Origin of the sequence: Candidatus Solirubrobacter pratensis (assembly GCF_000425945.1) — a bacterium.
In the GTDB taxonomy this organism is placed as follows: domain Bacteria; phylum Actinomycetota; class Thermoleophilia; order Solirubrobacterales; family Solirubrobacteraceae; genus Solirubrobacter; species Solirubrobacter pratensis.
This window is the reverse complement of record NZ_KE384481.1, coordinates 143,464-168,735: the sequence shown is the minus strand read 5'-3', so window position 1 is coordinate 168,735 and position 25,272 is coordinate 143,464. Positions and strand designations below refer to the sequence as shown.

General features: G+C 71.9%; 22 protein-coding genes. 15 read left to right on the top strand and 7 right to left on the bottom strand.

What is annotated here, in order from left to right; genetic code table 11:
- Position 1 precedes the first annotated feature (1 nt).
- On the top strand, positions 2–661 hold the full coding sequence (locus tag H958_RS0130330; RefSeq protein ID WP_037412087.1) for a formyltransferase family protein: 660 nt from the start codon (positions 2–4) through the stop codon (positions 659–661).
- 289 nt (positions 662–950) lie between these two features.
- Here H958_RS0130330 and H958_RS47950 read toward each other — a convergent pair whose 3' ends face one another.
- On the bottom strand, positions 951–1,757 hold the full coding sequence (locus H958_RS47950; RefSeq protein ID WP_196807639.1) for a VOC family protein: 807 nt from the start codon (positions 1,755–1,757) through the stop codon (positions 951–953).
- A 126-nt stretch (positions 1,758–1,883) separates the two neighbouring features.
- Between H958_RS47950 and H958_RS41430 the strand changes: the two genes are divergently transcribed.
- On the top strand, positions 1,884–2,504 hold the full coding sequence (locus tag H958_RS41430; protein WP_051325020.1) for a TetR/AcrR family transcriptional regulator: 621 nt from the start codon (positions 1,884–1,886) through the stop codon (positions 2,502–2,504).
- Between the two features lie 55 nt (positions 2,505–2,559).
- On the opposite strand, the gene H958_RS44390 is transcribed toward H958_RS41430, so the two are convergent.
- The 3 genes from H958_RS44390 to H958_RS44385 all read right to left on the bottom strand — a co-directional run bounded on the left by H958_RS44390 (position 2,560) and on the right by H958_RS44385 (position 7,497).
- Positions 2,560–3,756, bottom strand: a complete 1,197-nt coding sequence (locus H958_RS44390) for a GAF domain-containing sensor histidine kinase (RefSeq protein ID WP_051325019.1) — start codon at positions 3,754–3,756, stop codon at positions 2,560–2,562.
- The gene (locus H958_RS0130305; RefSeq protein WP_028061413.1) at positions 3,757–4,410 is read right to left on the bottom strand and encodes an MEDS domain-containing protein; all 654 of its coding nucleotides are present in this window, start codon (positions 4,408–4,410) and stop codon (positions 3,757–3,759) included.
- Between the two features lie 666 nt (positions 4,411–5,076).
- Positions 5,077–7,497: a lytic murein transglycosylase gene (locus tag H958_RS44385; RefSeq protein WP_196807638.1), complete on the bottom strand. Its 2,421-nt coding sequence runs from the start codon at positions 7,495–7,497 to the stop codon at positions 5,077–5,079.
- Positions 7,498–7,665: 168 nt separating this feature from the next.
- Between H958_RS44385 and H958_RS47945 the strand changes: the two genes are divergently transcribed.
- The 4 genes from H958_RS47945 to H958_RS0130280 all read left to right on the top strand — a co-directional run bounded on the left by H958_RS47945 (position 7,666) and on the right by H958_RS0130280 (position 12,101).
- Positions 7,666–8,199: a GNAT family N-acetyltransferase gene (locus H958_RS47945; protein WP_028061412.1), complete on the top strand. Its 534-nt coding sequence runs from the start codon at positions 7,666–7,668 to the stop codon at positions 8,197–8,199.
- Positions 8,184–9,311, top strand: coding sequence for an FUSC family protein (locus H958_RS0130290; protein WP_051325017.1), 1,128 nt, complete (start codon positions 8,184–8,186; stop codon positions 9,309–9,311). Before H958_RS47945 ends, H958_RS0130290 begins: the two co-directional genes overlap by 16 nt.
- An 877-nt stretch (positions 9,312–10,188) precedes the next feature.
- The gene (locus tag H958_RS0130285) at positions 10,189–11,247 is read left to right on the top strand and encodes an aldo/keto reductase (RefSeq protein WP_028061410.1); all 1,059 of its coding nucleotides are present in this window, start codon (positions 10,189–10,191) and stop codon (positions 11,245–11,247) included.
- A 41-nt stretch (positions 11,248–11,288) separates the two neighbouring features.
- Entirely contained in the window at positions 11,289–12,101 is an 813-nt protein-coding gene (locus tag H958_RS0130280; protein ID WP_028061409.1) for a helix-turn-helix transcriptional regulator, read from the top strand.
- 7 nt (positions 12,102–12,108) lie between these two features.
- Here H958_RS0130280 and H958_RS0130275 read toward each other — a convergent pair whose 3' ends face one another.
- Positions 12,109–12,852, bottom strand: a complete 744-nt coding sequence (locus H958_RS0130275) for an Fpg/Nei family DNA glycosylase (protein WP_028061408.1) — start codon at positions 12,850–12,852, stop codon at positions 12,109–12,111.
- Between the two features lie 99 nt (positions 12,853–12,951).
- On the opposite strand from H958_RS0130275, the gene H958_RS0130270 reads away from it, so the two are divergent.
- Positions 12,952–13,860 (top strand): HpcH/HpaI aldolase/citrate lyase family protein, encoded by a 909-nt coding sequence (locus tag H958_RS0130270; RefSeq protein ID WP_028061407.1) that lies wholly within the window; start codon positions 12,952–12,954, stop codon positions 13,858–13,860.
- A gap of 39 nt (positions 13,861–13,899) precedes the next feature.
- On the opposite strand, the gene H958_RS41415 is transcribed toward H958_RS0130270, so the two are convergent.
- The gene (locus H958_RS41415) at positions 13,900–17,004 is read right to left on the bottom strand and encodes a PIG-L family deacetylase (protein WP_051325016.1); all 3,105 of its coding nucleotides are present in this window, start codon (positions 17,002–17,004) and stop codon (positions 13,900–13,902) included.
- 129 nt (positions 17,005–17,133) lie between these two features.
- On the opposite strand from H958_RS41415, the gene H958_RS0130260 reads away from it, so the two are divergent.
- From H958_RS0130260 to H958_RS41410, 8 genes are all read left to right on the top strand, one after another.
- A complete protein-coding gene (locus H958_RS0130260; protein WP_028061406.1) occupies positions 17,134–17,793 on the top strand; it encodes a hypothetical protein in 660 nt (219 codons plus the stop codon).
- Positions 17,794–17,863: 70 nt separating this feature from the next.
- Positions 17,864–18,610 carry a DeoR/GlpR family DNA-binding transcription regulator gene (locus tag H958_RS0130255; protein WP_028061405.1) on the top strand — a complete coding sequence of 249 codons (747 nt, stop codon included), beginning with the start codon at positions 17,864–17,866 and terminating at the stop codon, positions 18,608–18,610.
- Positions 18,607–19,944 (top strand): family 4 glycosyl hydrolase, encoded by a 1,338-nt coding sequence (locus H958_RS0130250; RefSeq protein ID WP_028061404.1) that lies wholly within the window; start codon positions 18,607–18,609, stop codon positions 19,942–19,944. The genes H958_RS0130255 and H958_RS0130250 overlap by 4 nt, the downstream gene beginning before the upstream one ends.
- A complete protein-coding gene (locus tag H958_RS0130245) occupies positions 19,941–20,852 on the top strand; it encodes a carbohydrate kinase family protein (RefSeq protein WP_081686437.1) in 912 nt (303 codons plus the stop codon). Before H958_RS0130250 ends, H958_RS0130245 begins: the two co-directional genes overlap by 4 nt.
- Positions 20,849–22,195 carry an extracellular solute-binding protein gene (locus H958_RS0130240; protein WP_028061402.1) on the top strand — a complete coding sequence of 449 codons (1,347 nt, stop codon included), beginning with the start codon at positions 20,849–20,851 and terminating at the stop codon, positions 22,193–22,195. The genes H958_RS0130245 and H958_RS0130240 overlap by 4 nt, the downstream gene beginning before the upstream one ends.
- Before the next feature lies 1 nt (position 22,196).
- Positions 22,197–23,063, top strand: a complete 867-nt coding sequence (locus tag H958_RS0130235; protein ID WP_028061401.1) for a carbohydrate ABC transporter permease — start codon at positions 22,197–22,199, stop codon at positions 23,061–23,063.
- Positions 23,060–23,878, top strand: a complete 819-nt coding sequence (locus H958_RS0130230) for a carbohydrate ABC transporter permease (protein ID WP_028061400.1) — start codon at positions 23,060–23,062, stop codon at positions 23,876–23,878. Before H958_RS0130235 ends, H958_RS0130230 begins: the two co-directional genes overlap by 4 nt.
- Positions 23,878–24,894, top strand: a complete 1,017-nt coding sequence (locus H958_RS41410; protein WP_037412084.1) for an ABC transporter ATP-binding protein — start codon at positions 23,878–23,880, stop codon at positions 24,892–24,894. Before H958_RS0130230 ends, H958_RS41410 begins: the two co-directional genes overlap by 1 nt.
- Here the strand turns inward: H958_RS41410 and H958_RS0130220 are convergent.
- Positions 24,861–25,259, bottom strand: coding sequence for a nitroreductase family deazaflavin-dependent oxidoreductase (locus tag H958_RS0130220; protein ID WP_028061399.1), 399 nt, complete (start codon positions 25,257–25,259; stop codon positions 24,861–24,863). The two genes, H958_RS41410 and H958_RS0130220, sit on opposite strands and share 34 nt — an antisense overlap.
- Between the last annotated feature and the right edge of the window lie 13 nt (positions 25,260–25,272).

Here is a 25,272-nt window from a genome sequence, read left to right as displayed (position 1 = left end):
GATGGTCGAAGTGACATTGCTCGGCAAAGGCACCCTGGCGATCCGCATCGGCGAGTGGTTCCGCGCCAGCCCCGAGTTTGAGCTTGTGGAGGTCATCCCGGTGGTCCCCGAGCCGGCGTGGAGTGACTCGCTCGCCGCCTGGGCGCGCGACCACGACGTCCACGTCGTCGAGACCGGCGATTACCGCGATCACCCGGGGGCTGCGGACGGGCCACGCACGGGCCTGGCGGTCTCGGTCTTCTACGACCGCATCGTCCGGCCGTCGTTCATCCAGCGCTGCGACCGCATCCTCAACCTTCACAACGGCCCGCTCCCGCGCTACCGAGGTGTCGCGCCGATCAACTGGGCGCTCAAGAACCGGGAGTCCTCGCATGGCGTCACGATCCACGAGATCACGCCGGGCATCGACGACGGGCCGATCGTCGCCCAGCTCCAGTATTCGATCTACCCGGCGCGGGACGAGGTATGCGACGTGTATGCACGCGCGCTGGCCTACGGCTACGTCCTGTTCGAGCAGACGATGCCGATCCTCGACTCGATTGAGCCGCGGCCGCAGGACGACTCGCAGGCGACCTACTACAGCGCCGCCGACAGCGAGCGGCTCGGCGAGCGACGCGACTTCACGCGCGAGCTCAGCCTCGCACGCGCGGCCGGGGGCTAGCGCGATCGCCACGCGCTGCCCGCTGCCTGCACGCGCGGGCGGCCGCCCGCCCGCGGGCGTCGTTGAACCAAGACGGCCGAGGAGCGCAAGACGCTCAGCTCGGCGTCGCCGAACCGCGGCATCGCCGAGCTGCGGGCGGAGCCGCCGGTGCTGACGACGATCCGGTAGACGTCGGCGCGTCGTCACGACGTCCGTCGTCCCCCGCCGCTGGCGCGAGGTTCGCGAGCTGCTCCGGAGCCGGGGCATGGCCTACGCCGGTGCCCGTGGTGACATGCAGGCGGGTCCGGCGCTACGCCGGCTCCCGCGCGGCGAGCTCGGCCGGCGTGACGGTCTCGATCCGGGCGGCCAGCATCCACTGGTTGCCGAACGGATCGCCGAGGCGGCCGCCGCGCTCGCCGTAGAACTGGTCGGCGAGGGGGTGGATGACCTCGGCGCCGGCGCGAACGGCACGATCCCATGCGGCGTCGACGTCGGGCCAATACGTGCACAGCAGCGCGTTGAACTCGTCGTCCTGGGCGTCCTTGACCATCACCACCGAGTCGCCGATCAGCAGCTCCGCGTGGACGAGCGTCCCGTCGGCCAAGTGGTAGCGCTCGCCGAGCTCCTTGGCATCGAACGCGGCCTTGTAGAACTCGATCCCGGCGGCGCCATCGCTCAACGCGAGCCGCGGTGTGACTGTGTGGAGGTGCTCGGGCACCGGCGTGACCGTCCGCTCGCGCTCAGCCAGGCCGGGCTCCTGGTAGATCCCGATCACGTTGCCGGCCGGGTCGCGAACGTGCCCCACGCGCTCGCCGGGCTCCGCGTCTTCGTTCAGCACCTCGCCACCCGCGGCGCGGACGGCCGCGAGGGCTGCCTCGAGGTCGGCGACCATGATGTGGACCATGATCCCGGGCTCAGCCGACGGCGGCCGGCCGGTGACCCACGAGCCGCTCACCTCCTTGACCGCGTCGTCGAATGCGATCGCGCCGTCGCCGCGGGTGCGCACCTCCCAACCGAACGCGTCGCGGTAGAAGCGCGACGAGCGCCCGACGTCGGCTGCGGGGATCTCGAGGTAGCAGATCTTGCCGGTTGCCAGTGTGGGGGGTCCGGGTGCCATCGGCTTAATATACATGTAAAGCAAATGTCGGGAACCTCGTCTGCAGAGCACTCATCGAAACGGCCGCCAGGCGGCGGGTCCGCCAAGCGCGGCAGGGGTCGCCCGCCGACGATCGATCGCGAAGCGGTGCTCGACACCGCGATCCGGCTGCTCGACGCCGAGGGCGTCGAGGCGCTGACGATGCGCCGGCTCGCGAGCGAGCTCGGCGTCTCCGCGATGGCGCCCTACCGGCACGTGGGCAGCAAGGACGAGCTGCTGATGGTGCTGGTCGACCGCCTCGCGGCCCGGCTCGTGTACCCGTCGCGGCCGCAAGACCCGAAGGGCGCGATGCTGGTGCTGTGGTCGACGATCTACGACAGCCTGGCGGAGCACTCCTGGGTCCCTGAGGTGCTGGCGCGCCGCCGGATGATGGCGCCGTCGGTGCTCGGGGCGATCGAGGAGATCCATGCGGCGCTGCGCGACGCGGGGCTGTCGATCCAAGCGGCGGTGCGGGCGTACCGGCTGATGTGGAGCTTCACGCTCGGCTCGCTGCTCGTGCGCGCCGGCGCGAGCTCTGAAGGGCCGAGCCGGCAGCGGGAGCTTCGCGGTGCCCCCGATCCCGAGCGCTACCCGATGCTGGCGGCGGCCGCCGCGGCGTGGACGGCGGCAGACGACCGCGACACGTACCGTGAGGATCTCGAGGCGCTCATCGACGCGTTGCTGGCGGAACGACAGGGAGTCGGCTCGGCCGTGACGCCGGTGAGATGACCGCTCACCCTGGCGCGGACCAGCGGCCGGCACAGTGAAGTGCTCTAGGAGAGGCCTACGTTTGCGACGGCGGGAATGAACCGGCGAGGGGGAGGGCGGCCGCGACCAGCGTCCCGCCGTCGGCGGGGCTCTCGATCCGAAGCCGGCCGTCGAGGGCGGCAAGCCGGTCCGCGAGCCCCATGAGACCGCTGCCGTCGGGTCGCGCGCCTCCCCGGCCGTCGTCGCGTACGAGGACTTCAAGCGTGCGGTCCTCGATGCCCGCCGTGACCGTGACGCGGCCTGCTCGCGAGTGTTTGGCGACGTTGGTCAGGGCCTCGGCGACGACGTAGTAGGCGGTCGCCTCCACCGCCGCGGGGAGCCGGCCCACACCCACCCCGATCTCAACCTGCATCGGCATCTGCGAAGCCAGCGCATACACCGCCGCGCGCAGCCCGCCGGTCGTGAGCACGGCCGGGAGGATCCCATGCGCGAGCTCGCGGAGCTCGTCGTTCGCACGCTCTGCCTGTTGCAGCGCCTCGGTCACGAGCGCGGGGACGTCCTCGTCCTGCCGCTGGAGCGCGCGGCGTGCCAGTTTCAGCGTGATGACGGTATGGACGAGGCGTTGCTGGGCTCCGTCGTGCAGGTCGCGCTGGATGCGCCGGCGCGTCTCGTCGGCCGCGGCCACGATCCGCGCGCGCGAGGCGCGCAGTTCCTCCGTCCGCTCGGCCACCTTCATCTCGAGCTCGTTGCCGGCTCTGCGAAGCTCTTCTTCGGCCCGGATGCGCTCGGCTATGAGGCGGGCATTCTGAAATGCCGTCGCGGCGTGATTCGCAGCGATCGAAAGCAGCATCTGGTCGATCTCGGTGGGAAAGTCGGTGCGATCGCAGGCTGCTGCGACCAGCCCTCCCTCGGCATCGATCCCGATGGGAATGACGACGCCGCGGCATGGCTCCACGGCGCCGGCGACGTCGGCGACGTCGGCGACGACCTCCTTACACGAGAGCTGGCCGCTCGTGAGGTGACGCTCCAGCCATTCCGGAAACGTCTTCCATGTATTCCCCCGCGTGACCTCGACTGCGCCCGCGCCACTGGGATCGCACAGACGCACGAAGGCAAAATCGAGTTGCAGCGATCCGACCAGCGCGCCGGCAAGCCCGGCGGCGATGTCGGGCGGTTCTCTTCCGACCCACGCCGCCGGGATGCTGGAAAGTGCCACGAGATCCCTGACCGCTGCCCGCAGCCGGGCGATCTCGGCACCGGGATCCACGGCCATCTAGCGCTCCGCGCTTGCGCTCTCGCGAGTCGACCGTCGCTCCCGCAGCTCGAGGAGGAACTGGTCGGGCGAAACGAAGAACGGGTTCTCCTGCAGCACCCCGCCGATGATTACGACCGGGTGCGTCCGCATGATGTCGATGACGACACTCGAGCTGAATTTCGACAGGTCGTACGCACAGATCACCGGATCGTCGTACTTCGGAAGCACGTAGTTGACGCGTGTCTCGAATTCGACCAGGTTCTCGACGCCCGGAGTGTCCTGCAGCGCCCATTCCATATGCGCGAGAAACCTCGTCAGCGGATAGCCCGCCGCCTTGCCCGCCTGGAGCACTTCTTCGATCAAGGCGAGCATGGCGTCCTGGTCGAACCGATCCTCCCGGAGCTGGGCGTCCTGCCAGAGCCGCACGTCCAACTGGCCCGAACCGATTGCCCCCTCCACATCGATATCTGCTTCGGCGAGCCGCTTCAGATGTTCGTCATGTAGCCCGGGGCCCACGAAGTGGAGCGCTTTCTCCCCCCGTTCAAAGCCTTCCTTGATGAACGAGCGAAGCACCCGGTGCTCCTCGTCGATGCTGTTGAAGAGCGCGCAGATGTGACGGTGCCGGCCGAGAGTGCCCCCGGCGAAGTGCACCGAATGGTCGTTCGTGTTCATGATCACTCCGCTCAGAGAGCGTGCCCGTCCCGCTCTCCGGCGGTCGCGTCTTGCGGCGTGGGGGAGCCGTCTGGAGCACAGTTGCCGCTATCCGTCCGCTTCCCGGTCGCGCAGCTCCGCACGCGGCTCAACTTCCGGCGGATGGACTGTCGATTCTACTCCCGGGTTTGCGTCGGAGGGCTGACCGGCGGGGACGACGTCCCGACCGGCGCGCGAGCGGTGACGGCGCGAGCCGGGAATCGCGGACTCGCGGCCGGCGCGGGGCGCGGCGGGCCGACGGTCACGCTCGATCACCGGTGCGGTCGATGCGCGCGCGAAGGATCATCTTCGCGCACGGGACGGAGGGGGTGCCCTACGAACCTTCGAACTATTTGAAGTTTCGTCGTGCACTGCCTCGCCACGCCCGCCCTGTTCGATCACGCGCCCTCGCGAACCGCGCAGGCAAACTGACTCACTCTTACCAGCGCAGTTCGCCGGCTGTGAGAAGGCACGACACGGAGACCCGCGACTCTCCGGCGCCCGCCCGGACTTGCCCGGGCGCGTCTCGGCGATCATGAATCGAGCCGAATCCCGGGGTGCGCGCACCTCCCAGCCGCGGCCCGCGCCGACGGCGACCAGCGTGCCGGTCGAGCTCGCGGCCTCGGTGCGCGCCCCTCTGGCCGAGCTCTAGTCGCCTGAGCCGGCGGCGGCCTCGCGCGGCTTGTCCTTGACGGCGTACTTGGAGGGCTGCGCGGCCACCTTCGGGTTGTCGATCTCGCCCAGGCGATCGATCAGCTTGATCCACTGCTTCGGCTTGAGGATCGCGTCGATCTGCCGCGCGGCCTGCTTGTTGTCGCCGTAGAGCGGGCGCCAACCGACGTGGATGTGGTCGTCGTGATCGGCCATCGCCAGCGTGTTGTCGGCGCCCTTGAACGTCATCAGGGAGATGATCTGGTGCGGCTTCATCGTGCCCTGCAGCGTCAGCAGCCGCTGGATCGTCACGTCCGCGATCGAGTTCGGGCCCTGGTGGCCGTAGATCGGGATGCCGTTGACCGCGGCGATGTCGACCGCCGTCCCGGTCGTGTGCTCGGACACGTTGCCGGAGGTCGTCATCAGCCCGTGGCCGCACTCCAGCGACGACACCGTCGGCTTGAGCCCGCTCACGGCGAGGTACTCGAGCGTCGCCAGGACGCGGCGGTCGATCGCGCCTGCGCGGATGTCCGCGCGGCCGCACGAGTAGATGTCGATCCGCTGGTCCTCGAGCACGCGCTTGCTCAGCGCCTGCTTGCTCATCAGCATGATCTGGCCGATCGAGAGCTCCTCGCCCTCGTTCGCGAGCAGCGCGTTCTTGCCCTTGGCGCGGTAGATCGCCGTCGACTCGAGGAGCTTCCAGCCGTCGAGGATCGGCTTCGGATCGATGCGCGGCGCGCCGCGGCCGGCCGGGCGGATCTCGAACAGCAGGTGCGGCGCCTTGCCGCCGGGCTGCGTGCCGATGCGGCCGAGCGTGGTGCCGCCGAGCACCGGGGCGCCCTTCACGAGCGGCTTGGCGCGGAAGTCCTTCGGATCCAGGCCGAGCGGGGCGCCGGCGGACGCGCCGGCGTCGCTGAGCTGCGCCTCGCCGCCCGCGTCGCGCGCCTTCGTGCGCTCGGGATGGGCGAACAAGCGCACCTTGGCGGTCGCGGCGGCGGGGGTCGCCGCGGGCTGCACCGGCGGCGCGGACGGCGCGTGCACCAGGCCGCGGCGCTTGGACGCCTTCTTCTGCGCCGTCGCCTTGCGCGGCTTGGGCGAGGGATAGGTCTTGGCGACCGTCTTGAGGTGCGCGTACGTGTAGGAGTTGCCGTAGACGTCCTGCAGCACGAGATAGCGGCCGAGGCGCTTGGTCCTGCCGAGCTTGGTCACCTTGCCGTCGTTGACGGCGATCACCGGTGAGCCGGCCTTGGCGAAGATCTCGATGCCCTTGCGGCCGGCCTTGGACTCGACCGTGATGGCGGGATTGGACCCCTTGCGCTTGCGGTCGGCCTTCGTCAGCGCGCCGGCGTAGGTCGCCTTGGCGCGGACGGGGAAGCGGCCCTGCGTGAGCCCCGTGAGCGAGCCGACGAGGTCGCCCGGGATGCCGCCGATGACCTGGGCGCGCATCAGGACCGAGTCGACGTACCAGTCGGCGTGGTTGTAGGCGAAGATCGCGCGGCGCAGGTCCTTGTCGCCGCCGGCCGCCTTGAGATAGCGCGCGGCGGCGAAGATCGCGTCGACCGGGTTGAACGGGTCCTTGACACCGTCCTGGTTGGCGTCGACGCCGTACTGCTTCCACGTCGAGGGCATGAACTGCATCCAGCCGAGCGCGCCGGCGGAGGAGATGTTCAGGTTGCGGCCGTAGTCGGTCTCGATCTCGTTGATGCCCGCGAGGACCTCCCAGCGGATGCCGTACTGCATGCCGGCGGCCTGGTAGATCGGGAGCAGGAACGGCGGGATTCGGAACTTGTCGATGAAGAAGTTCGGCACCCCGACCTTCGCCGGCCCCGGGATCGAGAGCGCGTAGCTCGGGTTGCTCGGGGCGGGGGAGCCGTCGTGGTTGGTGAGCGCCGGGGCCGGAACCGTCTTGACCTTCTCCGGCGCCTTCACGCACCCTGAAGCAGAAGTCGAGGCTTGGTCGCCGCCTCCGCACACGCGTGCCTGGCCCTTCTTGGGCGAGCTGACGTTCGCGGGACGCGCGGCCTTCCTGGCCGGCGTCGCGGTCGGCGTGGGCGTCGCCGTCGCGGCGGTGCCGGTCGCGTCCGAGGTCGGGATCGTCGTGTCGACCGGCGACGGGAAGGGCGTCTCGGTGGGGGCCTGGGTCGGCGTCGAGGTCGGATCGGCTTCCGGGGTGTCGGTGGCGGGCGCCTGCGTGGGGGCCTCGGTCGGCGCCTGCGTCGGCGCCTGCGTCCGCGCCTCGGTCGCCGTCTCCGTGGGCGCCTGCGTGGGCGCGGCCGTCGCCGTCGCCTCCGGCGTCTGCGTCGCGGAGTTGTCCGGCGAAGGCGTCGGCGTGGGGTCGTCGGACAGCGCAGGAACGCCGAGCACGGCGACGAACACGGTCGCGCTGGCGAAGGCGGTGGCGAGGATTCTGCGGGTCAAGGGGAGGGAGCGGCCGGTGGCGGGATCTCCGGCTCCCTCCCGGTGTCGGCAGCCCGGCGCGGCCGCTTGAGCGGTGGGCGTGGGGTTGAGACCCGATCTCCCGCGTCTCTCACCCTCGACCACAGACTTAGGGTCGGTGTTTGGCGTGCCGATCGCTACGCTCGCCGCGTGGACGCCGCCTCGCTGGAGATCCGCATCGCCGGTCCCGACGACGCGTCCTCGCTGGCCAACACCACCCGCCTCGGCTTCGAGTCCTATCTCGACTGGGCGCCGCCCGGGTGGCAGCCGCCGCCGCGCGCCGTCGAGATCCGGGCGATCCGCGAGCGCCTGCGCCAGACTTCGACCTGGTGCGCGATGGCGCTGGAGCCCGGCGGCGAGCCCGCCGGCCACGTCGGCATCACCTCCGCGAGCGAGCCCGAGCGCTCGCACGTGCGGATCCCCGGTCGCGCGCACCTGTGGATGCTCTTCGTGCGCCCGCCGTGGTGGGGCACCGGCCTCGCGACGCGGCTGCACCGGCTCGGGCTTGAGGAGGCGCGGCGCCAGGGCTACAGCACGATCCGGCTCTACACGCCCGCCGGTCAGTCACGCGCGCGCGCGTTCTATGCGCGCGAGGGCTGGTCGCTGCAGGGGCGGCCGTTCGAGGAGCCGATGCTGGGCCTCCCGTTGGTGGAATACCGGCGCGAGCTGTGTTCCAGCCGCTGATCGAGGAGGCCACCGAGCGCTCGCGCGTCTCGATGCGCTCGCGCCTTGTGCGCCTGCGCGTGTCCTGGCGCACGATGGTGCAGGCCTCGGTCGCGGCGGCGCTCGCGTGGCTGTTCGCGACCGAGGTGTGGGGCCACCAGGCACCGTTCTTCGCGCCGGTCTCGGCGATCATCGCGCTCGGCCAGAGCTACCACCAGCGCGGGCGGCGGGCCGCGGAGCTCGTGATCGGCGTCTCGCTCGGCATCGCCCTCTCCGACGTCCTGCTTTCCCAGATCGGCACCGGGACGATCCAGCTCGCGATCGTCGTGTTCCTCGCGATGGGCATGGGCCTGCTCTTCACCTCCAGCCAGCTGTTCGTCAACCAGGCGGCCGTGTCGGCCGCCTTGGTCGCGACCATCCAGCCGCCGTCGAGCGGCATCACGTTCGCCCGCTCGGTCGACGCGCTGACCGGCGGCTCGATCGCGCTCGCGGTCGCCGCGCTGCTGCTGCCGACCGATCCGCAACGGATACTGCGCGACGCGTCGCGGCCGGTGCTGGAGGAGCTGGCGGCGACGCTGCGCGACGTCGCCCGGGCGCTCGCGGCGCGCGACCTCGACGCCGCCGGCGCCGCCCTGGACCGTGCCCGCGGGATCGACGACCTCTCGGGCAAGTTCGCCGACGCGGTGCGCGAGGGGCGCGAGACGGCGCGCTACTCGGTCGCGCGCCGCGGTGCGCGCGGGACGATCGAGGCGTTCGCGGGGGCGGCGGCCCAGATCGATCTCGCGGTCCGCAACGTGCGCGTGCTCGCGCGCGGAGCGATTCGCGCGCTGACGCTGAAGGAGAACGTGCCGGAGGAGGTGCCGGAGGCGCTCGAGGACCTGGCGGACGCCGTCATCGCGCTGGAGCGGACGCTCGCCGACGACGGGTCGCCGGAGGCCGTCCGCGAGCCGGCGCTGCGCGCCGCGGCGACCGCGACGCTCGTGCTCGAGCGCACGGGCAACCTGTCGGTGAGCGTGATCGTGGGGCAGATCCGGTCGACCGCCGTGGACCTGCTCACCGGCTCGGGGATGGACCCGCCGGCGGCGGTGGACGCCGTGCGCGCCGCGGTGCGCGCGGCGCAGGAGCGCGCGTAGCCGGCGGCCGCGGCGGCAGGGACCGGAACTCCGCTGGTAAGGGATGCGTGTCGACTCTGGTGCAGGTCGTGCGCGGATCTTGTGCCGGCGGTGATCGGGGATCGGAAGTGCGCTGGTAAGGGCGTGCGTGTCGGCTCTGGCGCAGGGTTGCGCGCGGAGGGTCCCACGGATCACGCGCGATCGGCGCTGGCGACCGTATTCGAGCGCGTCAGGCGGGAAAACGATCGTATGCGATCAAGAACGCGCTCGGCGCGCGGGGGGTGTGTCAGGTTTGTCGACCCATAGCCCGCAAAGGTGACGCACCCCTTGGGCGGGTGATCGTTATGGCACCTAGACGCTCGATCCGGGTGGCTGCGGGGCCGAGTGAGGCTCCCGCGAGCGCCGGCGGAGCGAGCGACGGCCTCGCCGCTGCGCCGTAACCGCTCCACCCGCGGGTGGCCTCGTGGGCGTTTGGGGGTCGGCGGCTGAATGGCGTGGCAGGGCGCTTGGCGCGCGAAGCCGGGCTGACGTGGCAGCAGCGCCGACGCGCGATGTCGAGCTCCCGCGGCAGGGCGCTCAAGCGCGGGTGTCAGTTCAGCGCCGACCCGGGACCCGCGAGGACAGGACCCGCGGCCGAGCGGCCAGGCCCTCGCCGGATCGCGCAGCCGCGCGGAACGAAGGCGGGCGGGGCGCCGGGACCCGCGGCCGAGCGGCCAAGCCCTCGCCGGATCGCGCAGCCACGCGGAACGAAGGCGCGGCCGGGCGCCGGGACCCGCGGCCGAGCGACCAGGCCCTCGCCGGATCGCGCAGCCGCGCGGAGCCGGGCGATCCTGGTGCCGCCGGTACCACCCTCGAGCCGGTCTGGATATCTCGCGGAGCGGCGTTAGCGTCGGCGGCGATGGAACTCACCGACTTTCGCACCCTCGGTCCGAGCGGGCTCCGGGTGAGCCCCCTGACCCTCGGGGCCATGACCTTCGGCAACCCGAGCTGGGGCACCTCCGACGAGGAGTCCTGGCGGATCATCGACCGCTACCTGGCGGCCGGAGGCAACGTCATAGACACGGCCAGCCTCTACACCGGCGGGCGCAGCGAGGAGCTGATCGGCGCGTACCTGGCGAGGCACGCCGGCCTGCGCGACCGGTTGGTGCTCTCCACGAAGTTCGGCGGCAACCTCGTGCCTGACGATCCGAACGCCGGAGGCAACGGCCGCAAGGCGATCCTCCAGGCGCTCGACGGCTCGCTGCGACGCCTCGGCACCGACTATGTCGACCTGTACTGGCTGCACAACTGGGACCCGCACACGCCGCTCGACGAGACGATCTCGACGCTCGACGATCTCGTCCGCGCCGGCAAGGTCCGCTACATCGGGCTCTCGAACGTCCCTGCCTGGGCGGTCGCCCGCGCCTGCGCGATCGCCGAGCTGCGCGGGCGCGCGGCGCCGATCGCACTCCAGGCCGAGTACTCGCTGCTCGCGCGGTCGGCCGAGGGCGGCACCTTCGGCGTGGCCCGCGAGCTGGGGCTGGGCGTCACGCCCTGGAGCCCGCTCGCCGGCGGCGTCCTCTCGGGCAAGTACTCGCGCGCCCGGCCCGCGCCCGGCTCCGGACGCGCAGCGGCGGCGCAGCCGCATCTCACCGAGGAGACCTTCGCGCTGCTCGACGTGCTCGAGCGGATCGCCGGCGAGGCCGGGGGATCGGTCGCCTCCGTCGCCCTCGCCTGGGTCCGCCGGCGGCAGCTCGTGACGACGACGCTCGTCGGGGCGCGCACCCTGGCGCAGCTCGACGCCAACCTCGCCTCGCTCCGGGTCGAGCTGACCGCCGAGCAGAGCGCGGAGCTCGACGGGCTCACGACCCCGACGCTCGAGTACCCGCTGACCGATCACCTGCAGGCGGTCGGCCCGGGCTTCATCCAGGGCGACACGACGGTCAACGGCGTGCCGGCGAGCGCGATTCACCTGTGATCGGCGCGCGCCGCGGGCCGCACGCGGGGTACCGTCGAAGGGTGCCGGCGCGCGGCGACGACAACAGCCTCGCGGCGTTCCTCCGGGCCCGTCGCGCCCGGCTCATGCCGGCGGAGGTCGGCCTCGCCGACGGCGGACGGCGGCGGGTTCCCGGCCTGCGGCGCGAGGAGGTCGCGATGCTCGCCGAGATGAGCGTCACCTATTACGTCCGCCTCGAGCAGGGGCGCGACAGGCGGCCGTCAGGGGACGTGGTCGAGGCGCTCGGGCGCGCGCTGCGGCTCGACGATGCCGGGGCGCGCCACCTGCGCGCGCTCGCCGGCCTGGCGCCCCGGTCCGCGGCGGCCCCCGAGCCGGCCGGCGTCCGCGAGCAGCTGCGCCGGCTGCTGGACCGGCACGTCGACGTGCCGGCGTTCGTCATGGACCGCCTGTCGGGCGTGCTGGCCGCCAACCGGCTCGCGACGGCCCTGCACCCCAGCTACCGGCCCGGCCGCAACCTGCTGCGCGACGCCTTCCTCGATCCGCACGCGCGCGCCGGCTACGACCCCGGCGACCTCCCCGAGCTGCTGCGCGACGGCGTCGCCACGCTGCGCTCGGCGCGGGGCGGCGGCGCCGCAGGCACCGAGGCGCTCGTCGACGAGCTGATGGCCAGCCCGGAGTTCGCCGCGCTGTGGGCCTCCCACGACGTGATCGAGAAGCGGGCCGGCACGCAGCGCTTCAGGCATCCCGACGCCGGGGCGCTCGAGCTCGACGCCGAGGTCTTCGAGGTCAGCGGCGCCCCAGGCCAGCGGCTCGTCGTCCTGCACGCCGCCCCGGGCAGCGCGTCCGAGCAGCGACTCCGCGCCCTCGCGCGCTAGCCCCGGATCACACCTGGCACGTCGGGCACCACAGCGTCGTGCGGCCGCCGACCGTGTCCAGGGACAGCGGCGTCCCGTCGCGCGGGCACGCGCCCCCGCGCACGCGCGCGGGCATGAATCGCCCGGTGTGGACGCCGCCGTTGCGCACCGCGTCGCGGACGGCCGCGCGGATCATGCGCCGCAGCCCGTCGAGCTCGTCGGTCGAGAGCGAGTTGGCCGGGCGCAGCGGCGACATCCTCGCGCGCCACAGCGACTCGTCGGCGAGCAGATTGCCGACGCCCGCGATCGCGCCCTGATCGAGGAGCCGCGCCTTGATCGGCATGCCGCTGCGGCTCACGCGCTCGCGGAACACGTCGCGCGAGACCTCGGCGGCGTCGGGGCCGACGTGCGAGTAGTCGGGGTTCAGCACCGCGCGGCCGAGCCGGCGCTTGTCGCGCAGCGCGAGCCGGCCGCCGCCGGCGAACTCGAGCGAGAAGCGGTCCCAGCCGTGCGGCTCAGGCGGCTCGTCGACGACGATCCGGCCCGCCATGCCGAGGTGCAGGCCGAGCTCCGGCCCGTCGGTCTCGACCCAGAGGAACTTCCCGCGCCGGTGGGCGGACGTGAGCGTGTGGCCGGTCAGCGCGGCCGCGAGCTCGCCCGCCGAGTGCGGGCGGCAGACGTAGGCGTCGGCGTCGTCGACCGCGACGATCTCGCGCCCGAGCGCGCGCTCGATCACCTGTCGCGCGCGCTCGGCTTCCGGCAGCTCGGGCATGGAAAGTGAGTTTCGTCCTCCCGTCGCCTGCGGCGGCGACTCGTCGTGGGTCGGCCCCCAAGCGGCAGGCCGGCGTCCGGACGACGTTACCCTCCCCCGATGCGCTCCCGCCGAACGTGCCACGCCGTGCCCGGCTCGAGCGAGCGGTTCCTCGCCAAGGCGCCCGGGCTGGAGGCCGACGAGGTCTTCCTGGACCTCGAGGACGCGGTCGCGCCGAACGAGAAGGAGAGCGCGCGCGGGCGGGTGATCGAGGCGCTCAACACGCTCGACTTCCGCGACGGGATGACCGTCGTCGTGCGCGTGAACGGGACCGACACGCCGCACTACTACCGCGACCTGATCGACGTCGTCGAGCAGGCGGGCGCCAAGCTCGACGCGGTCATGCTGCCGAAGGTCCGCACGCCCGGCGACGTCGAGATGACCGACAAGCTGCTCACGCAGATCGAGCTCGCGCACGGCCTCGAGCCCGGCCGGATCGGGATCGAGGCCCAGATCGAGGATGCGACCGGGCTCGTCGCGTGCGAGGCCATCGCGGCCGCATCGGCGCGGATGGAGACGCTGATCTTCGGGCCCGGCGATTACAGCGCCGCCGTCGGCATCCCGATCACGACCATCGGCGGCGCGCCCGAGGGCTATCCCGGCGACCACCTCAACTACGTCTACTCGCGCCTGGTCGTCGCCGCCCGCGCCGCCGGCATCCAGGCGATCGACGGCCCGTACGCGCGCGTGGGGGACGAGGAGGGGCTGCGCGAGCGCTCGCGCCTCGCCCGCGCGCTCGGGATGGACGGCAAGTGGACGATCCACCCTGGGCAGATCGCGACCGTCAACGAGATCTTCGCGCCCGCGCGCGAGGAGTGGGAGCGCGCCGAGGCGATGCTCGCGGCCTATGACGCCGCGCACGCCGGGGGCCAGGGCGCCGCGATGTACGACGGCGAGATGATCGACGAGGCCAACCGCAAGATGGCCGAGCGCGTCGCCCGCGCCGGTCGCGCCGCGGGATACGCGTGAGCCCGTCGGGGGCGCCCCGGAGGGCGCCCCCGGACCCCCTCAAGGTGTCGTGTGGCCGGCGGTGCCCCCGGCCGACCGGTCGCTCGACGTCGCCTTCAACGGCACATCGAACGCGGCCACCTCGTCCGAGCCGCTCTCGTAGGAGACCAGCGCCGAGCCGTCGCCGCCGGCGAGCCTGTCGAACGCCGCGCGGTCGAGCGGGATCGTCACGGCGTTGTGCCCCGCCTTGACGCCGACCTTCAGGTCGCGCACCACGTGCCCGCCCATGTCCGGCGACCACGCCGGGATCGAGCCGTCCGTCAGCGCGCAGGCCGTGAGCCCGAAGTCCGGTGGCGGGTCGGCGGCCGGCGTGCAGCTCGTCTTGAACACGGGGATGTAGCCCTTCTCGCCCTTCCACAGGAACACGTGCGCGGTGCCCGCGCTCGGCGCGTCGATCTCGGCCTTGAACACGCCCGGCGTCAGGACGACCTTGGACACCGACACGCCGGAGGCCGGCGTCCGCCCCGAGATCGGGACGCCGTTGCGCGCCGACTGCGCGATCGTCTGCGGCGAGTCCACGCCGTCGAGGTTCGGATGCGACACGTTCGGCGCGTCCGGCGTCGTCGAGCGGCCGGCGGGCGGCGTGTAGCCGCTGAGCACGGCGCGGCCCCAGCGGTACGGATCCGACTGCACGCTGCCGAACGTCGACCACGCCAGCCGCGTGCTCTGATCGATGTGGCGCAGCGTCGTCGTGCCCGCGGCCGCCGTGTTGTCCTCGTCGTACGGCGTGATGTTCAGCCCCATGTTGGCGGGGTCGACCGCCGCCGGCAGGTCGGCCATCGGGATCTTGACCTCGAGGTCGTAGCCGCCGGTCGCGCCATACGAGTGGTCGACGCCGGTGTCGTTGGACCCGACCCACGCCGCCGTCGACTTGACCACGACGCCGGGCGCGTTGGGGGCGCCGTCGACCGTCGCGGCCAGCGGACCGGTCGAGTAGCCCTGGTGGTTGTCGGCGTCGCGCTCCCAGCACGGCCCGTCGGCGCCGTTGCCGTTGGAGCCGCTCGGGTCGTTCGTGAACGGGAAGATCCCGAGCTTGAACGTGTTCGCGGTGTCCTTGAGCACCTGCGACGCGTTCCCGCGCGGGTCGATCAGGATCTCGACCGAGTCCGCCAGCCAGTGCGCGACGCACTCCTCCGGCTTGACCGCGTAGGACTGGTATTCGTCGCGGACGTGGACGAAGAAGTACAGCGCGTCGTCGCGCCAGGTCACCTTCGCGTACGTGCTCGTGGGCGATCCGGGCGCGCCGGAGGAGCCGCAGTCGACGCCGGCCGGCGAGCAGTCGCGCGTCGTGCCGCCCGGCTCCCACTTGCGCCCGATGTCCAGCGCCTCGCCGGTGTACTCGCCGGGGCTCTCGACGCCGTCGACCGACGGCGCGGCGGCCGCCTCGGGAACCATCGTCTTCGGGACGATCCCGAGCGTCAGGTCCTCGAACCCGGAGCCGCCGTCGTAGCTGGTCGTGATGCGCACGTTCACGTTCGTGCTCTGCGAGCTTGCGGGCGCACCGGTGATCGGCAGCGTCGAGTTCGTGAACGAGTTCGAGACGCGGAAGTCGACGGTCGCGTCGGCGCCGGGCGCCAGCGGGCCGTACGGCTTCGACAGGGCGTCGGCCGTCACGCCGGACGGCGGCGTCAGCGAGACGGTGCCGCTCTGCGACGTCGTGGACCAGTTGTGGACGTCGACCGGGACGGTGATCGTCTCGCCGGCGCTCACCGTCTGGATCGCGGCCGAGCGCCCGAGCCGGCGCGCCGCGGGAGCGGTCTGCTCGAGCCAGCTGTCGTACTCGGCCCAGTTGCCCCAGCGGTGGAAGCGGCCCTCGACGGGCGAGACGACCCGTACGACGTCATCCGTGTAGCCGGTCGCGGAGCCGCTCGACAGCAGGGCCGAGACCTTGAAGTTGGTGTTCACGGCCGCGGTCGCGCTCGGCGTCACCGTGAACGTCGCGGTCGACTCCGAGCCCGCCGGGGTCGGCCCGATCGCCTTCGGCGCGCCGACCGTCCAGCCGGCCGGCACCGTCAGCGCGACGGTTCCCGCCGGCAGGGTCCCTGAACCCGACTTGACGTGCAGCGTCGCGATGAACGGCGCCCCCGGCGCGTTGTAGAAGCGGGAGAACGTGAGGTACTCGAGCGTCCCGAGCGGGAGCCCGCCCGGGTCCGGCTTGACCGCGCCGTCCAGGATCGCGTCGTCCTTGCCGGCGTCCGGGCTGCCGTTGGGTTGGAACGGGACGAACGAGTCGGTCATGCCGAAGCGCGAGCACGCCGGCGCCGCGGCGCGCATGCTCATCACGCGGCTCTGGGTCGGGTAGGCCGAGGAGCCCTCGGCCGCGACCTGCGCCCAGCTCTTGGCGCCGGTCTTGCCCTGGACGTTGCCGGCCGGCCACGCGAACGGCGAGTCGTAGCCGGTCCACACGCCGGCGACCGTGTCCAGGCCGGAGGGCGAGAAGCCCGTCGTGCAGCCGGCGGCCGTCGTCGTCCCGCCGGCGCCGGCCGTGGCGCCGCCGGAGAAGACCTTCTTCACCTGCCACGTGGAGAGCGCGTGCGGCCCGGTCAGCTGCTCGGGGAACATGTTCGGGTCGGCGGCCGCGAGCATGCCCTCCCAGATGAACCGGCCCGCCTGCTGGTGGTTGCCGTGGCCGGCGCCGAGCGTGGGCGTGAAGCCGATGTACACGTCCGGCTGCGTCATGCGGATGATCCGCACGACGCGCCGCAGGGTCTCGTCGTGGTTCCAGAAGTACTGGGTCAGCGGCGCGCTCTGGTTGTAGAAGAAGTCGACGCGGTCGAGGTTGAAGATGTCGACGGTGCCGGAGCGGTAGTGCGCGACCCGGTCCTCGTTCTCGCGCCGCAGGCCGAGCGCCGGCCCGATCTCAGAGCCGACGGCGTTGCCGCCGCCCTCGCCGCGCGTGACCATGATGATCCCGCAGCGCACGCCGTAGCGCTGGTGCCACACCCCGCACGGTCCGATGATGCTCGTGTCGTCGTCGGGATGGGCCCATTCGCCCATCACGTTGATCTTCACGGCGCTGCTCGCCGTGTACTGCGCCGCGCGCGCCGGCGCCGCGGCGGCCGCCAGCGCCAGCATCGACGCCACGAGGCACCCGAATCGCTTCACACCCTCTCCCCCCTCAACGGACGACATCGAACATACCGATGATCGAAGATGTTCACTTTACGTGCGAAGCGAACCGTGTGTCAAGCGGACACGTTCAAACACTCGGTGGCAGCCCACTACGCTGACCGTATGCGGCTCATCCTCGCTCTCGCCGTCTTGCTCGCGCTCCCGGCCTCGGCGTCGGCGGCGCCCACGATCGAGCTGAAGCTCGGCAAGCCGGCTGTCCGCTACGGCGCCACCCACACCGTCACCGGCACGCTGACCGACGGCACGACGCCGCTGCCCGGCCAGCCGATCGTGCTGGAGGGTCAGCGCTATCCGTTCCAGGGCTCGTTCCGCGAGCTGGCGCGGGCGACGACCGGCCCCAACGGCGAGTTCGCGTTCAAGCCGGCCCTGGACCGCAACCACAAGCTGCGCGTCGCCGCGCCCGCCCAGGGCGCCGTCTCCCAGCCGGTGCGCGCGTACGTCCTGCCTTCGTTCGAGCTGTCGTTCCGCCCGCTCAAGCCCGGCGTGGCGCGCCTGTATCAGCGCTACACCGTGCCCAAGTCGGTCAAGCTCAGCGCGCCGACGCTGTTCTACATCGGCTCGCGCAGCGCCACGCGGTCCTCACGGCGCGTGGCGGCCAAGACCAAGCGCACGTCCGCGGGCCACTTCACGGCGATCGCGACGGTCCACCTCCCCGGCTCCTGGAAGGGGCGCTTCCGCTTCGGCAGCTGCTTCCGCACTTCGCCCGGCTCGGGCATGGGCGAGCCGCTCGCCAGCTGCCCCAAGGTGCACCTGCGGTTCTAACACTTCGGCGTTCGAAGCTGATAGAAGTCGTTCTATCGCTCTTGAACAGGTCCGAACATCCATGAGCTCGCTGCTGCCTGCGCAGCGGCGCCAAGAGATCCTCCGCGCCGTCCGCGGCGGCCAGGCGCACGTCGCCCAGCTGGCCGCCAGCTTCGGCGTGTCGGAGATGACCGTGCGGCGCGACCTGCGTCTGCTCGCCGGCGACGGCAAGCTCGAGCGCGTCCGCGGCGGCGCCGTCGACGTCGGCAAGGAGGAGCCGTTCCACGAGGTCGAGGTCGAGCGCTTCGACGTCAAGGACCGCATCGGCGCGGCGGCCGCCGCGATGGTCGACGACGGCCAGACCGTGATGATCGACATCGGCACCTCGACCCTGCAGCTCGCGCGCCACCTGCACGGCCGCCGCGTGACCGTCGTCACGACGAGCCTGGCGGTGCTCGAGGAGCTGCTGCCCGACCCGGAGATCGAGCTGGTGCTGCCTGGCGGCATCGTGCGCCGCAACTACCGCTCGCTGGTCGGCGTCGTCGCGGAGGACTCGCTGCGCCAGCTGCGCGCCGACATCGCCTTCCTCGGCACGAGCGCGGTCGACGCCGAGGTCGGCGTGTGGGACACGACCATGGTCGAGGTCCCGATCAAGCGGATCATGATCGCCAACAGCGAGCGCGTCGTGCTGCTGGCCGACGCGGCGAAGTTCTCGATGACCGGCGTCGTGCGGGTGTGTGGGCCGGAGTCGCTCGACCACATCGTCACCGACGCGCCGCTTCCGCAGGCGAGCCGCACCACCCTGGCCGCCGCGTCGATCGAGGTCACCATCGCATGAAGCTCACCATCGTCGGCGGCGGGGGATTCCGCGTTCCGCTGGTCTACGGCGCGCTGCTCGCCAGGGCCGGAAGGCTCGGCCTCGAGGAGGTCGTGCTCCACGACATCGACGCCGCGCGCCTGGAGCGCATCGGGCACGTGCTCGACGGGCTGGCCGCCGAGCACGGCGTGCGCCTCCCGTTCCGCACCACCACCGATCTCGTGGACGCGGTCGAGGGCGCGGACTACGTCTTCTGCGCGATCCGCGTCGGCCAGCTCGAAGGCCGCGTGGTCGACGAGGACGTGCCGCTCGGGCTCGGGGTGCTCGGCCAGGAGACCACGGGTCCCGGCGGCATCTGCTTCGCGCTGCGCACGATCCCGGTCATGGTCCGGCTCGCGGAGACGATCGCCCGGCATGCGCCGGAGGCGTGGCTGATCAACTTCACCAATCCGGCGGGGATGGTGACCGAGGCGGTCCAGCAGGTCATCGGCGACCGCGTGGTCGGCATCTGCGATTCACCGTCGGGTATGTGCCGGCGCGTCGCCGCCGCACTCGGGCGCGACCCCGCCGACCTGTGGTTCGACTACTTCGGCCTCAACCACCTCGGCTGGCTCAAGGGCGTGCGCGACGGCGCCGGCAACCAGCTGCTCGACCGGCTGCTCGACGACGACGCGGCGCTGGCCGGGTTCGAGGAGGGGCGGCTGTTCGGCGGCGAGTGGCTGCGCTCGCTCGGGATGATCCCCAACGAGTACCTCTACTACTTCTATTACGCGGCCGACACGGTCAGGGCGATCCGCCGCGGCGCGCACTCGCGCGGCGCCTTCCTGCTCGAGCAGCAGCGCGCCTTCTACGCCGGCGCGGGCGACGACGCCCTCGCCTCCTGGCGGGCGACCCGTCACGATCGCGAGCGCACGTACATGGCCGAGGCGCGCGACGCCGCCGGTGACGAGCACGATCACGAGATGGACGCGAACGGCGGCTACGAGAGCGAGGCGATGGCGGTGCTCGAGGCGATCGCGCTCAATACGCGTGCGGTCCTGATCCTCAACACCGCCAACCGCTCGGCGCTGCCGTTCCTCGACGAGCGCGCGGTCGTCGAGGTGCCGTGCGTCGTCGGCCGCGCGGGCCCGGTGCCGATGGCGATGGGCGGCGCGTCCGCGCACACGCGCGCGCTGGTCGAGACGATGAAGGACGTCGAGCGCACGACGATCGACGCGGCGCTGCTCGGCTCCCGTGAGCTGGCGATCAAGGCGCTCGCGCTGCACCCGCTGGTGCCGTCGGTCAGCACCGCGCGCGAGATCTTCGACGGCTATCGCGCGCGCCTGCCCGCCCTGCAGGAGACGTTCACGTCGTGAAAGTGGACCTCGCCTGCGCGGAGCCCGCGTTCCTCGATCTCACCTTCGCCGGCCTTGAGGGGGTCCCACGGCCGGGGGAGGAGCGGCTGGCCAACGACCTGCTGCGTTCCCCCGGCGGCGGCGCGATCACGGCGGTCGGCGCCGCCCGGCTCGGCCTCTCCAGCGCGCTCGTGTCGCCGATCGGCACCGACCCGGTCGGCGAGCTGCTTCTCGGGATGCTGCGCAAGGATCACGTCCGCTTCGCGGGCCGCCGCGTCGCCCGTACGCCGCTCACCGTCGTGATGCCGGCCGACGGCGACCGCGCGATGGCGACGTTCGACCCGGGCGAGGAGGTCACCGCCGCCGAGCTCGCCGCCGTCGCGCCGCGTGCCGTGGTCCTCTCGATCCCGCGACTGCGGCTCGCGCCGGCCGGCGCCCACGTCTACGCCACGGTCGGGGACGTCGACGCCCGCGCGCTGTCGGGCCGCCCGCTTCCCGAGCTCTCGCACGTGCGCGCGCTGCTCGTCAACGAGCGCGAGGCGGAGATGCTGACCGGGCTCGCCGACCCCGAGCGCGCGGCGCAGGCGCTGGCACGCATGGCGCCGGTCGCGGTCGTGACCTTGGCCGAGCGGGGTGCGCTGGCCACAGGGGTGGAGGGGACGGTGCACATCGAGGGCGTGCCCGTCGAGGCGGTCGACACGACGGGTGCCGGGGACCTGTTCGCGGCCGCCTACGCGTGGGCGGACCGTTGGGGCGAGGCGCTGCCCGAGCGGCTGCGGTGGTCGGTCCTCTATGCGGCGCTCTCGGTCAGGGTCGCGACCGCCGTGGCGGGCGCGGTGTCTTTGAAGGCGCTCTTGGAGGAGGGCGTGGAACACGGGCTGACGTCGCCGGTGCGAGAGCCGTCAGCCGCGATGAAGGAGGAGCAGTGAGGGTCATCACACGCTTGGGCGCGGGCCTGCTGGCCGCGGCGCTCGCCGCGGGCTGCGGCGCGTCGCCCGGCAGCGGCAACGACGCGGCGAGCAAGGCCAAGCCGTCGGCGACCGCGAACGCCAAGCCGGACATCGCCAAGCTCGGCCCGGTCACGCTGACCGTCTGGGACCAGGAGGTCCGCGGCGGCCAGAACAAGCAGATGAAGCAGCTCAACCTCCAGTTCGAGCAGAAGTACCCGAACGTCACGATCAAGCGCGTGTCGAAGTCGTTCGATGATCTCCAGAAGACGTTGAAGCTCGCGGTCTCCGGCCCGAAGGCGCCGGACGTCGTCGAGGCCAACCAGGGGCGCCCGATCATGGGCGAGCTCGTCAAGGCGGGGATGCTGCGCCCGCTGACCGACTACGCGAAGCTCTACGGGTGGGAGGACCGCTACTCGCCGCTGCTGCTGGACCTCAACAGGTTCTCGTCCGACGGCAAGCAGTTCGGCTCCGGCGACCTCTACGGCCTCTCGCAGATGGGCGAGATCGTCGGCGTCTTCTACAACAAGGACAAGGTCTCGACGCCGCCCGCGACGCTCGCGGACTTCGAGTCCCAGCTCGCCGGCGCCAAGGCCCAGAAGGACGTCCCGATCCAGTTCGGCAACCTCGACAAGTGGCCCGGCATCCACGACTTCGAGAGCGTGCTCGGCCAGGTCGCCGACAAGCAGGCGATCCGCGACTTCGTGTTCGCGCGCGACGGCGCGAGGTTCGACACGCCGGAGTTCACCGACGCCGCCGCGAAGATCACCGACTGGGTCAAGAAGGGCTACTTCACGCCCGGGTTCAACGGGACGGGATACGACCCGGCGTGGCAGAGCTTCGCCAAGGGCAAGGGCCGGTTCCTGATCGCGGGCACGTGGGTCACGGCGGACCTCGCGGACCGCATGGGCGAGAAGGTCGGCTTCACGCTGATGCCCGGCAAGGATCCGAGCCACCCCGTCTCGCTCGGCGGTGAGTCGCTCCCGTTCGCGATCACGTCGGCGTCCAAGAGCCCCGACGTCGCGGCCGCGTACATCGACTTCATCACCGACGCCAACGCGGCCAAGGTGCTGACCGAGACGGACAACCTGCCGGCGATGAAAGGCGCGCCGGTGCCGGAGGGCGGCGTCTCGGCCGACGTCGCCGCCGCCTGGAAGAAGCTCAACGACGCCGACGGCGTGATCCCGTACCTCGACTACACGACGCCGACGTTCTTCGACGACGTCTCGGCGGCGATCCAGGAGCTGCTCGACGGCAAGAGCAGCCCGCAGGCGTTCACGACGGGGGTGCAGAAGGACTTCGACAAGTGGGCGAACGATCGCTGAGCTGACGCTGCCGCCCGGCGCTCCGCGCCGGGTCGGCTACCTCTATCTGCTGCCCGCGTTCGCGGTCTTCTTCCTGTTCGTCCTGCTGCCGCTGCTGCACGCGGTCTGGATCTCGTTCTTCGCGTGGGACGGGCTGACGGTCGGGACGTGGGTGGGGCTCGGGAACTACCGCGACGTGATCTCGGACCCCGCGTTGCGGGCGGCGTTCGGCCACTCGCTGATCCTGCTGCTGTTCTACGCGGGGCTGCCGCTGCTCATCGGGCTGCTGCTCGCGGGCCTGCTGGCGCGCGGGCGCGTGCGCGGGCAGGCGCTGTTCCGGACGATCCTGTTCCTGCCGCAGGTGATCGCGATGGTCGTCGTCGCGGTCATGTGGCGGATGATCTACGACCCGTCCAGCGGCGCGCTGAACAAGCTGCTGGGCGTGGTGGGGATCGACGGCAAGGCATGGCTCGGCGACTTCGGCTGGGCGCTGCCGTCGGTCGGCCTGGTCGGGACGTGGGTGTACTTCGGCCTCGCGATGGTGCTGCTGACCGCCGGCGTGCAGAAGATCCCGCAGAGCCTGTTCGACGCCGCGCGGGTCGACGGCGCCGGGCCCGTGCGCGAGTTCTTCGCGGTCACCCTGCCGGCGCTGCGCGGGGAGATCGCGGTCACGCTGACGCTGACGACGGTCTACGCGCTGCGCAACTTCGACCTCGTCTACATCACGACCAAGGGCGGTCCCGGCAACGCGACTTCGGTGCCCGCCTACCAGGTCTACGACCGCGCGTTCCAGACCGGCAAGGTCGGCTCGGCGGCGGCGATCGGGATCTCGCTGGCGCTGCTGATCTTCGCGATCACGCTGGTCATCAACCGGGTGGTGGACCGGTGACGAGCCGCAACGAGCAGACGGTCACCTACGCCGTCCTCGGCCTCTTCACGCTGCTGGCGCTGGCGCCGATCGTCGGCATCCTCGCGACCGCGGTGCAGGATCCGAGCGGGGGCGCGTCGTTCGGCAGCTTCGACGGCATCCACCTCGGCAACTTCAAGACCGCGTGGGAGGAGGGCCACTTCGGCTCCTATCTGCGCTCGTCCGTGATCGTCGCGGTCGCCGTCGTGGTCAGTGCCGGCTTCCTCTCGATCCTGTCCGGCTACGCGTTCGGGCTGATGCGCTTCCGCGGCTCGCAGGCGCTCTTCTACGTCTTCCTCTTCGGCCTGACGATCCCGATCGAGGCCGTCATCGTGCCGCTCTACTACGACCTGCGCGACATGAACCTGACCGACACCTACTGGGCGCTGATCCTGCCGCAGATGGGCGCGTCGGTCGCGTTCGGGACGTTCTGGATGCGGGCGTTCTTCCGCGGCGTCCCGCGCTCGCTCGTGGAGGCGGCGCGGATCGACGGCGCGTCCTCGTGGTTCACGCTGTGGCGCGTGTTGCTGCCGCTGGCGCGGCCGGCCGTGCTGACGATGACGGTGCTGCTGTTCATGTGGACCTGGAACGAGTTCCTGCTGGCGCTGGTGATGGTCTCCGACGAGAATCTCCGCACCGCCCCTCTGGGCCTGAGCTTCTTCCAGGGCCGCAACCAGGCGGATCTGACGCTGCTGGCGGCGGGCGCCGTGATCGTGGCGCTGCCGGTCGTGGTCGTGTACGTGTTCCTCCAGCGGCACTTCATCCGCGGGATGCTCAGCGGGGCGGTGAAGGGCTGATGGCTCAGGTGGTCTTCGACGCGGTGTGGAAGCGCTTCGGCGCGGTCGAGGCGGTGCGCGAGCTGTCTCTGGAGATCGCCGACGGCGAGTTCATGGTGCTCGTCGGGCCGTCCGGGTCGGGCAAGACGACGGCGCTGCGGATGCTCGCGGGGCTGGAGTCGGTGACCGCCGGCGACGTGTCGATCGGCGGGCGCGTGGTCAATCGCGTCGCGCCGCGCGAGCGCGACATCGCGATGGTCTTCCAGGACTACGCGCTGTACCCGCAGATGACGGTGTTCGACAACCTCGCGTTCGGGCTGCGGCGGCGCAAGGTGCCGCGCACGGAGATCGAGCGGCGCGTGGGGGAGGCCGCGCAGGTGCTCGACATCGGGTCGCTGCTGCAGCGCAAGCCGGGGCAGCTCTCGGGCGGGCAGGCGCAGCGGGTCGCGCTGGGCCGCGCGCTCGTGCGCGAGCCGCAGGTCTTCCTGATGGACGAGCCGCTGTCGAACCTCGACGCCAAGCTGCGCACGCAGACGCGCGGTGAGATCCGCCGCCTCCAGCTGCAGGTGCGCACGACGACGGTCTACGTCACGCACGACCAGGTCGAGGCGATGACGATGGGCGACCGGATCGCGGTCATGAACGACGGCGTCCTGGAGCAGGTCGGCACGCCGGAGGCGCTCTACGAGCGGCCGGCGAACCGCTTCGTGGCCGGCTTCATCGGCAGCCCGGCGATGAGCTTCCTCGAGCCGCGCGCCGCCGCCTCGCTCGGCCTGCCGCGGACCGACGCGGCGATCGGCGTCCGGCCCGAGCACGCGCGCCGGTGGCGGCACGGGCTGCTCGGCCCGCTGCACGGGACGGTCGCCTACGTCGAGGCGCTGGGGCGCGAGACGTTCCTGGGCGTCGACGTCGCGGACTCCCGGCTGGTCGTGTTCGAGGAGGGCCGCGCGGCCGCCGAGGTGGGGGAGCGGATCGAGTTCGGGCTCGTGCCCGAGGGGCTGCGCTACTTCGATCCGGAGTCCGGCCGGGCGCTGTAGGCGACGAGGAAGTCCTCGACGCCGGCCGCGGCCAGCGGCACCCGCACCGGGACGGGGACGAGCGAGCGGGTGGGGTCGTGCACGATCTCCGGGCGGGCCAGGTGCACCGTCCGGCCGCGCGTGACGGCCTCGAAGCCCCCGGCGGCGAGCACGTTCTTGACCCACTGGCTGTCGCGGCCGTAGGTCAGCGCGATCACGTAGCGGTCTTCATCGCGGAACAGGTTCACGGGGGTCGTGCGCGGCGTTCCGGAGCGGCGGCCCGTGTGATGGACGACCGCGAAGCCGGGCGCGCGGACGGCGAGGTGGCGCAGGATCGGGTTCGTGACCTTGCGGTTGAAGCGCGCCAGGCCCTTGGGCAGCGGCATCGCCGTCAACGAT

Bases quoted from the DNA above. Each gene is read 5' to 3' on its own strand.
- H958_RS0130260 (WP_028061406.1), top strand. From the start codon at position 17,134: ATGCGGCTCATCCTCGCTCTCGCCGTCTTGCTCGCGCTCCCGGCCTCG.
- H958_RS0130250 (WP_028061404.1), top strand. From the start codon at position 18,607: ATGAAGCTCACCATCGTCGGCGGCGGGGGATTCCGCGTTCCGCTGGTC.
- H958_RS47950 (WP_196807639.1), bottom strand. From the start codon at position 1,757: ATGGCACCCGGACCCCCCACACTGGCAACCGGCAAGATCTGCTACCTC.
- H958_RS0130220 (WP_028061399.1), bottom strand. From the start codon at position 25,259: ATGCCGCTGCCCAAGGGCCTGGCGCGCTTCAACCGCAAGGTCACGAAC.
- H958_RS0130270 (WP_028061407.1), top strand. From the start codon at position 12,952: ATGCGCTCCCGCCGAACGTGCCACGCCGTGCCCGGCTCGAGCGAGCGG.
- H958_RS0130275 (WP_028061408.1), bottom strand. From the start codon at position 12,852: ATGCCCGAGCTGCCGGAAGCCGAGCGCGCGCGACAGGTGATCGAGCGC.
- H958_RS41410 (WP_037412084.1), top strand. From the start codon at position 23,878: ATGGCTCAGGTGGTCTTCGACGCGGTGTGGAAGCGCTTCGGCGCGGTC.
- H958_RS44390 (WP_051325019.1), bottom strand. From the start codon at position 3,756: ATGGCCGTGGATCCCGGTGCCGAGATCGCCCGGCTGCGGGCAGCGGTC.
- H958_RS0130285 (WP_028061410.1), top strand. From the start codon at position 10,189: ATGGAACTCACCGACTTTCGCACCCTCGGTCCGAGCGGGCTCCGGGTG.
- H958_RS0130330 (WP_037412087.1), top strand. From the start codon at position 2: ATGGTCGAAGTGACATTGCTCGGCAAAGGCACCCTGGCGATCCGCATC.
- H958_RS0130305 (WP_028061413.1), bottom strand. From the start codon at position 4,410: ATGAACACGAACGACCATTCGGTGCACTTCGCCGGGGGCACTCTCGGC.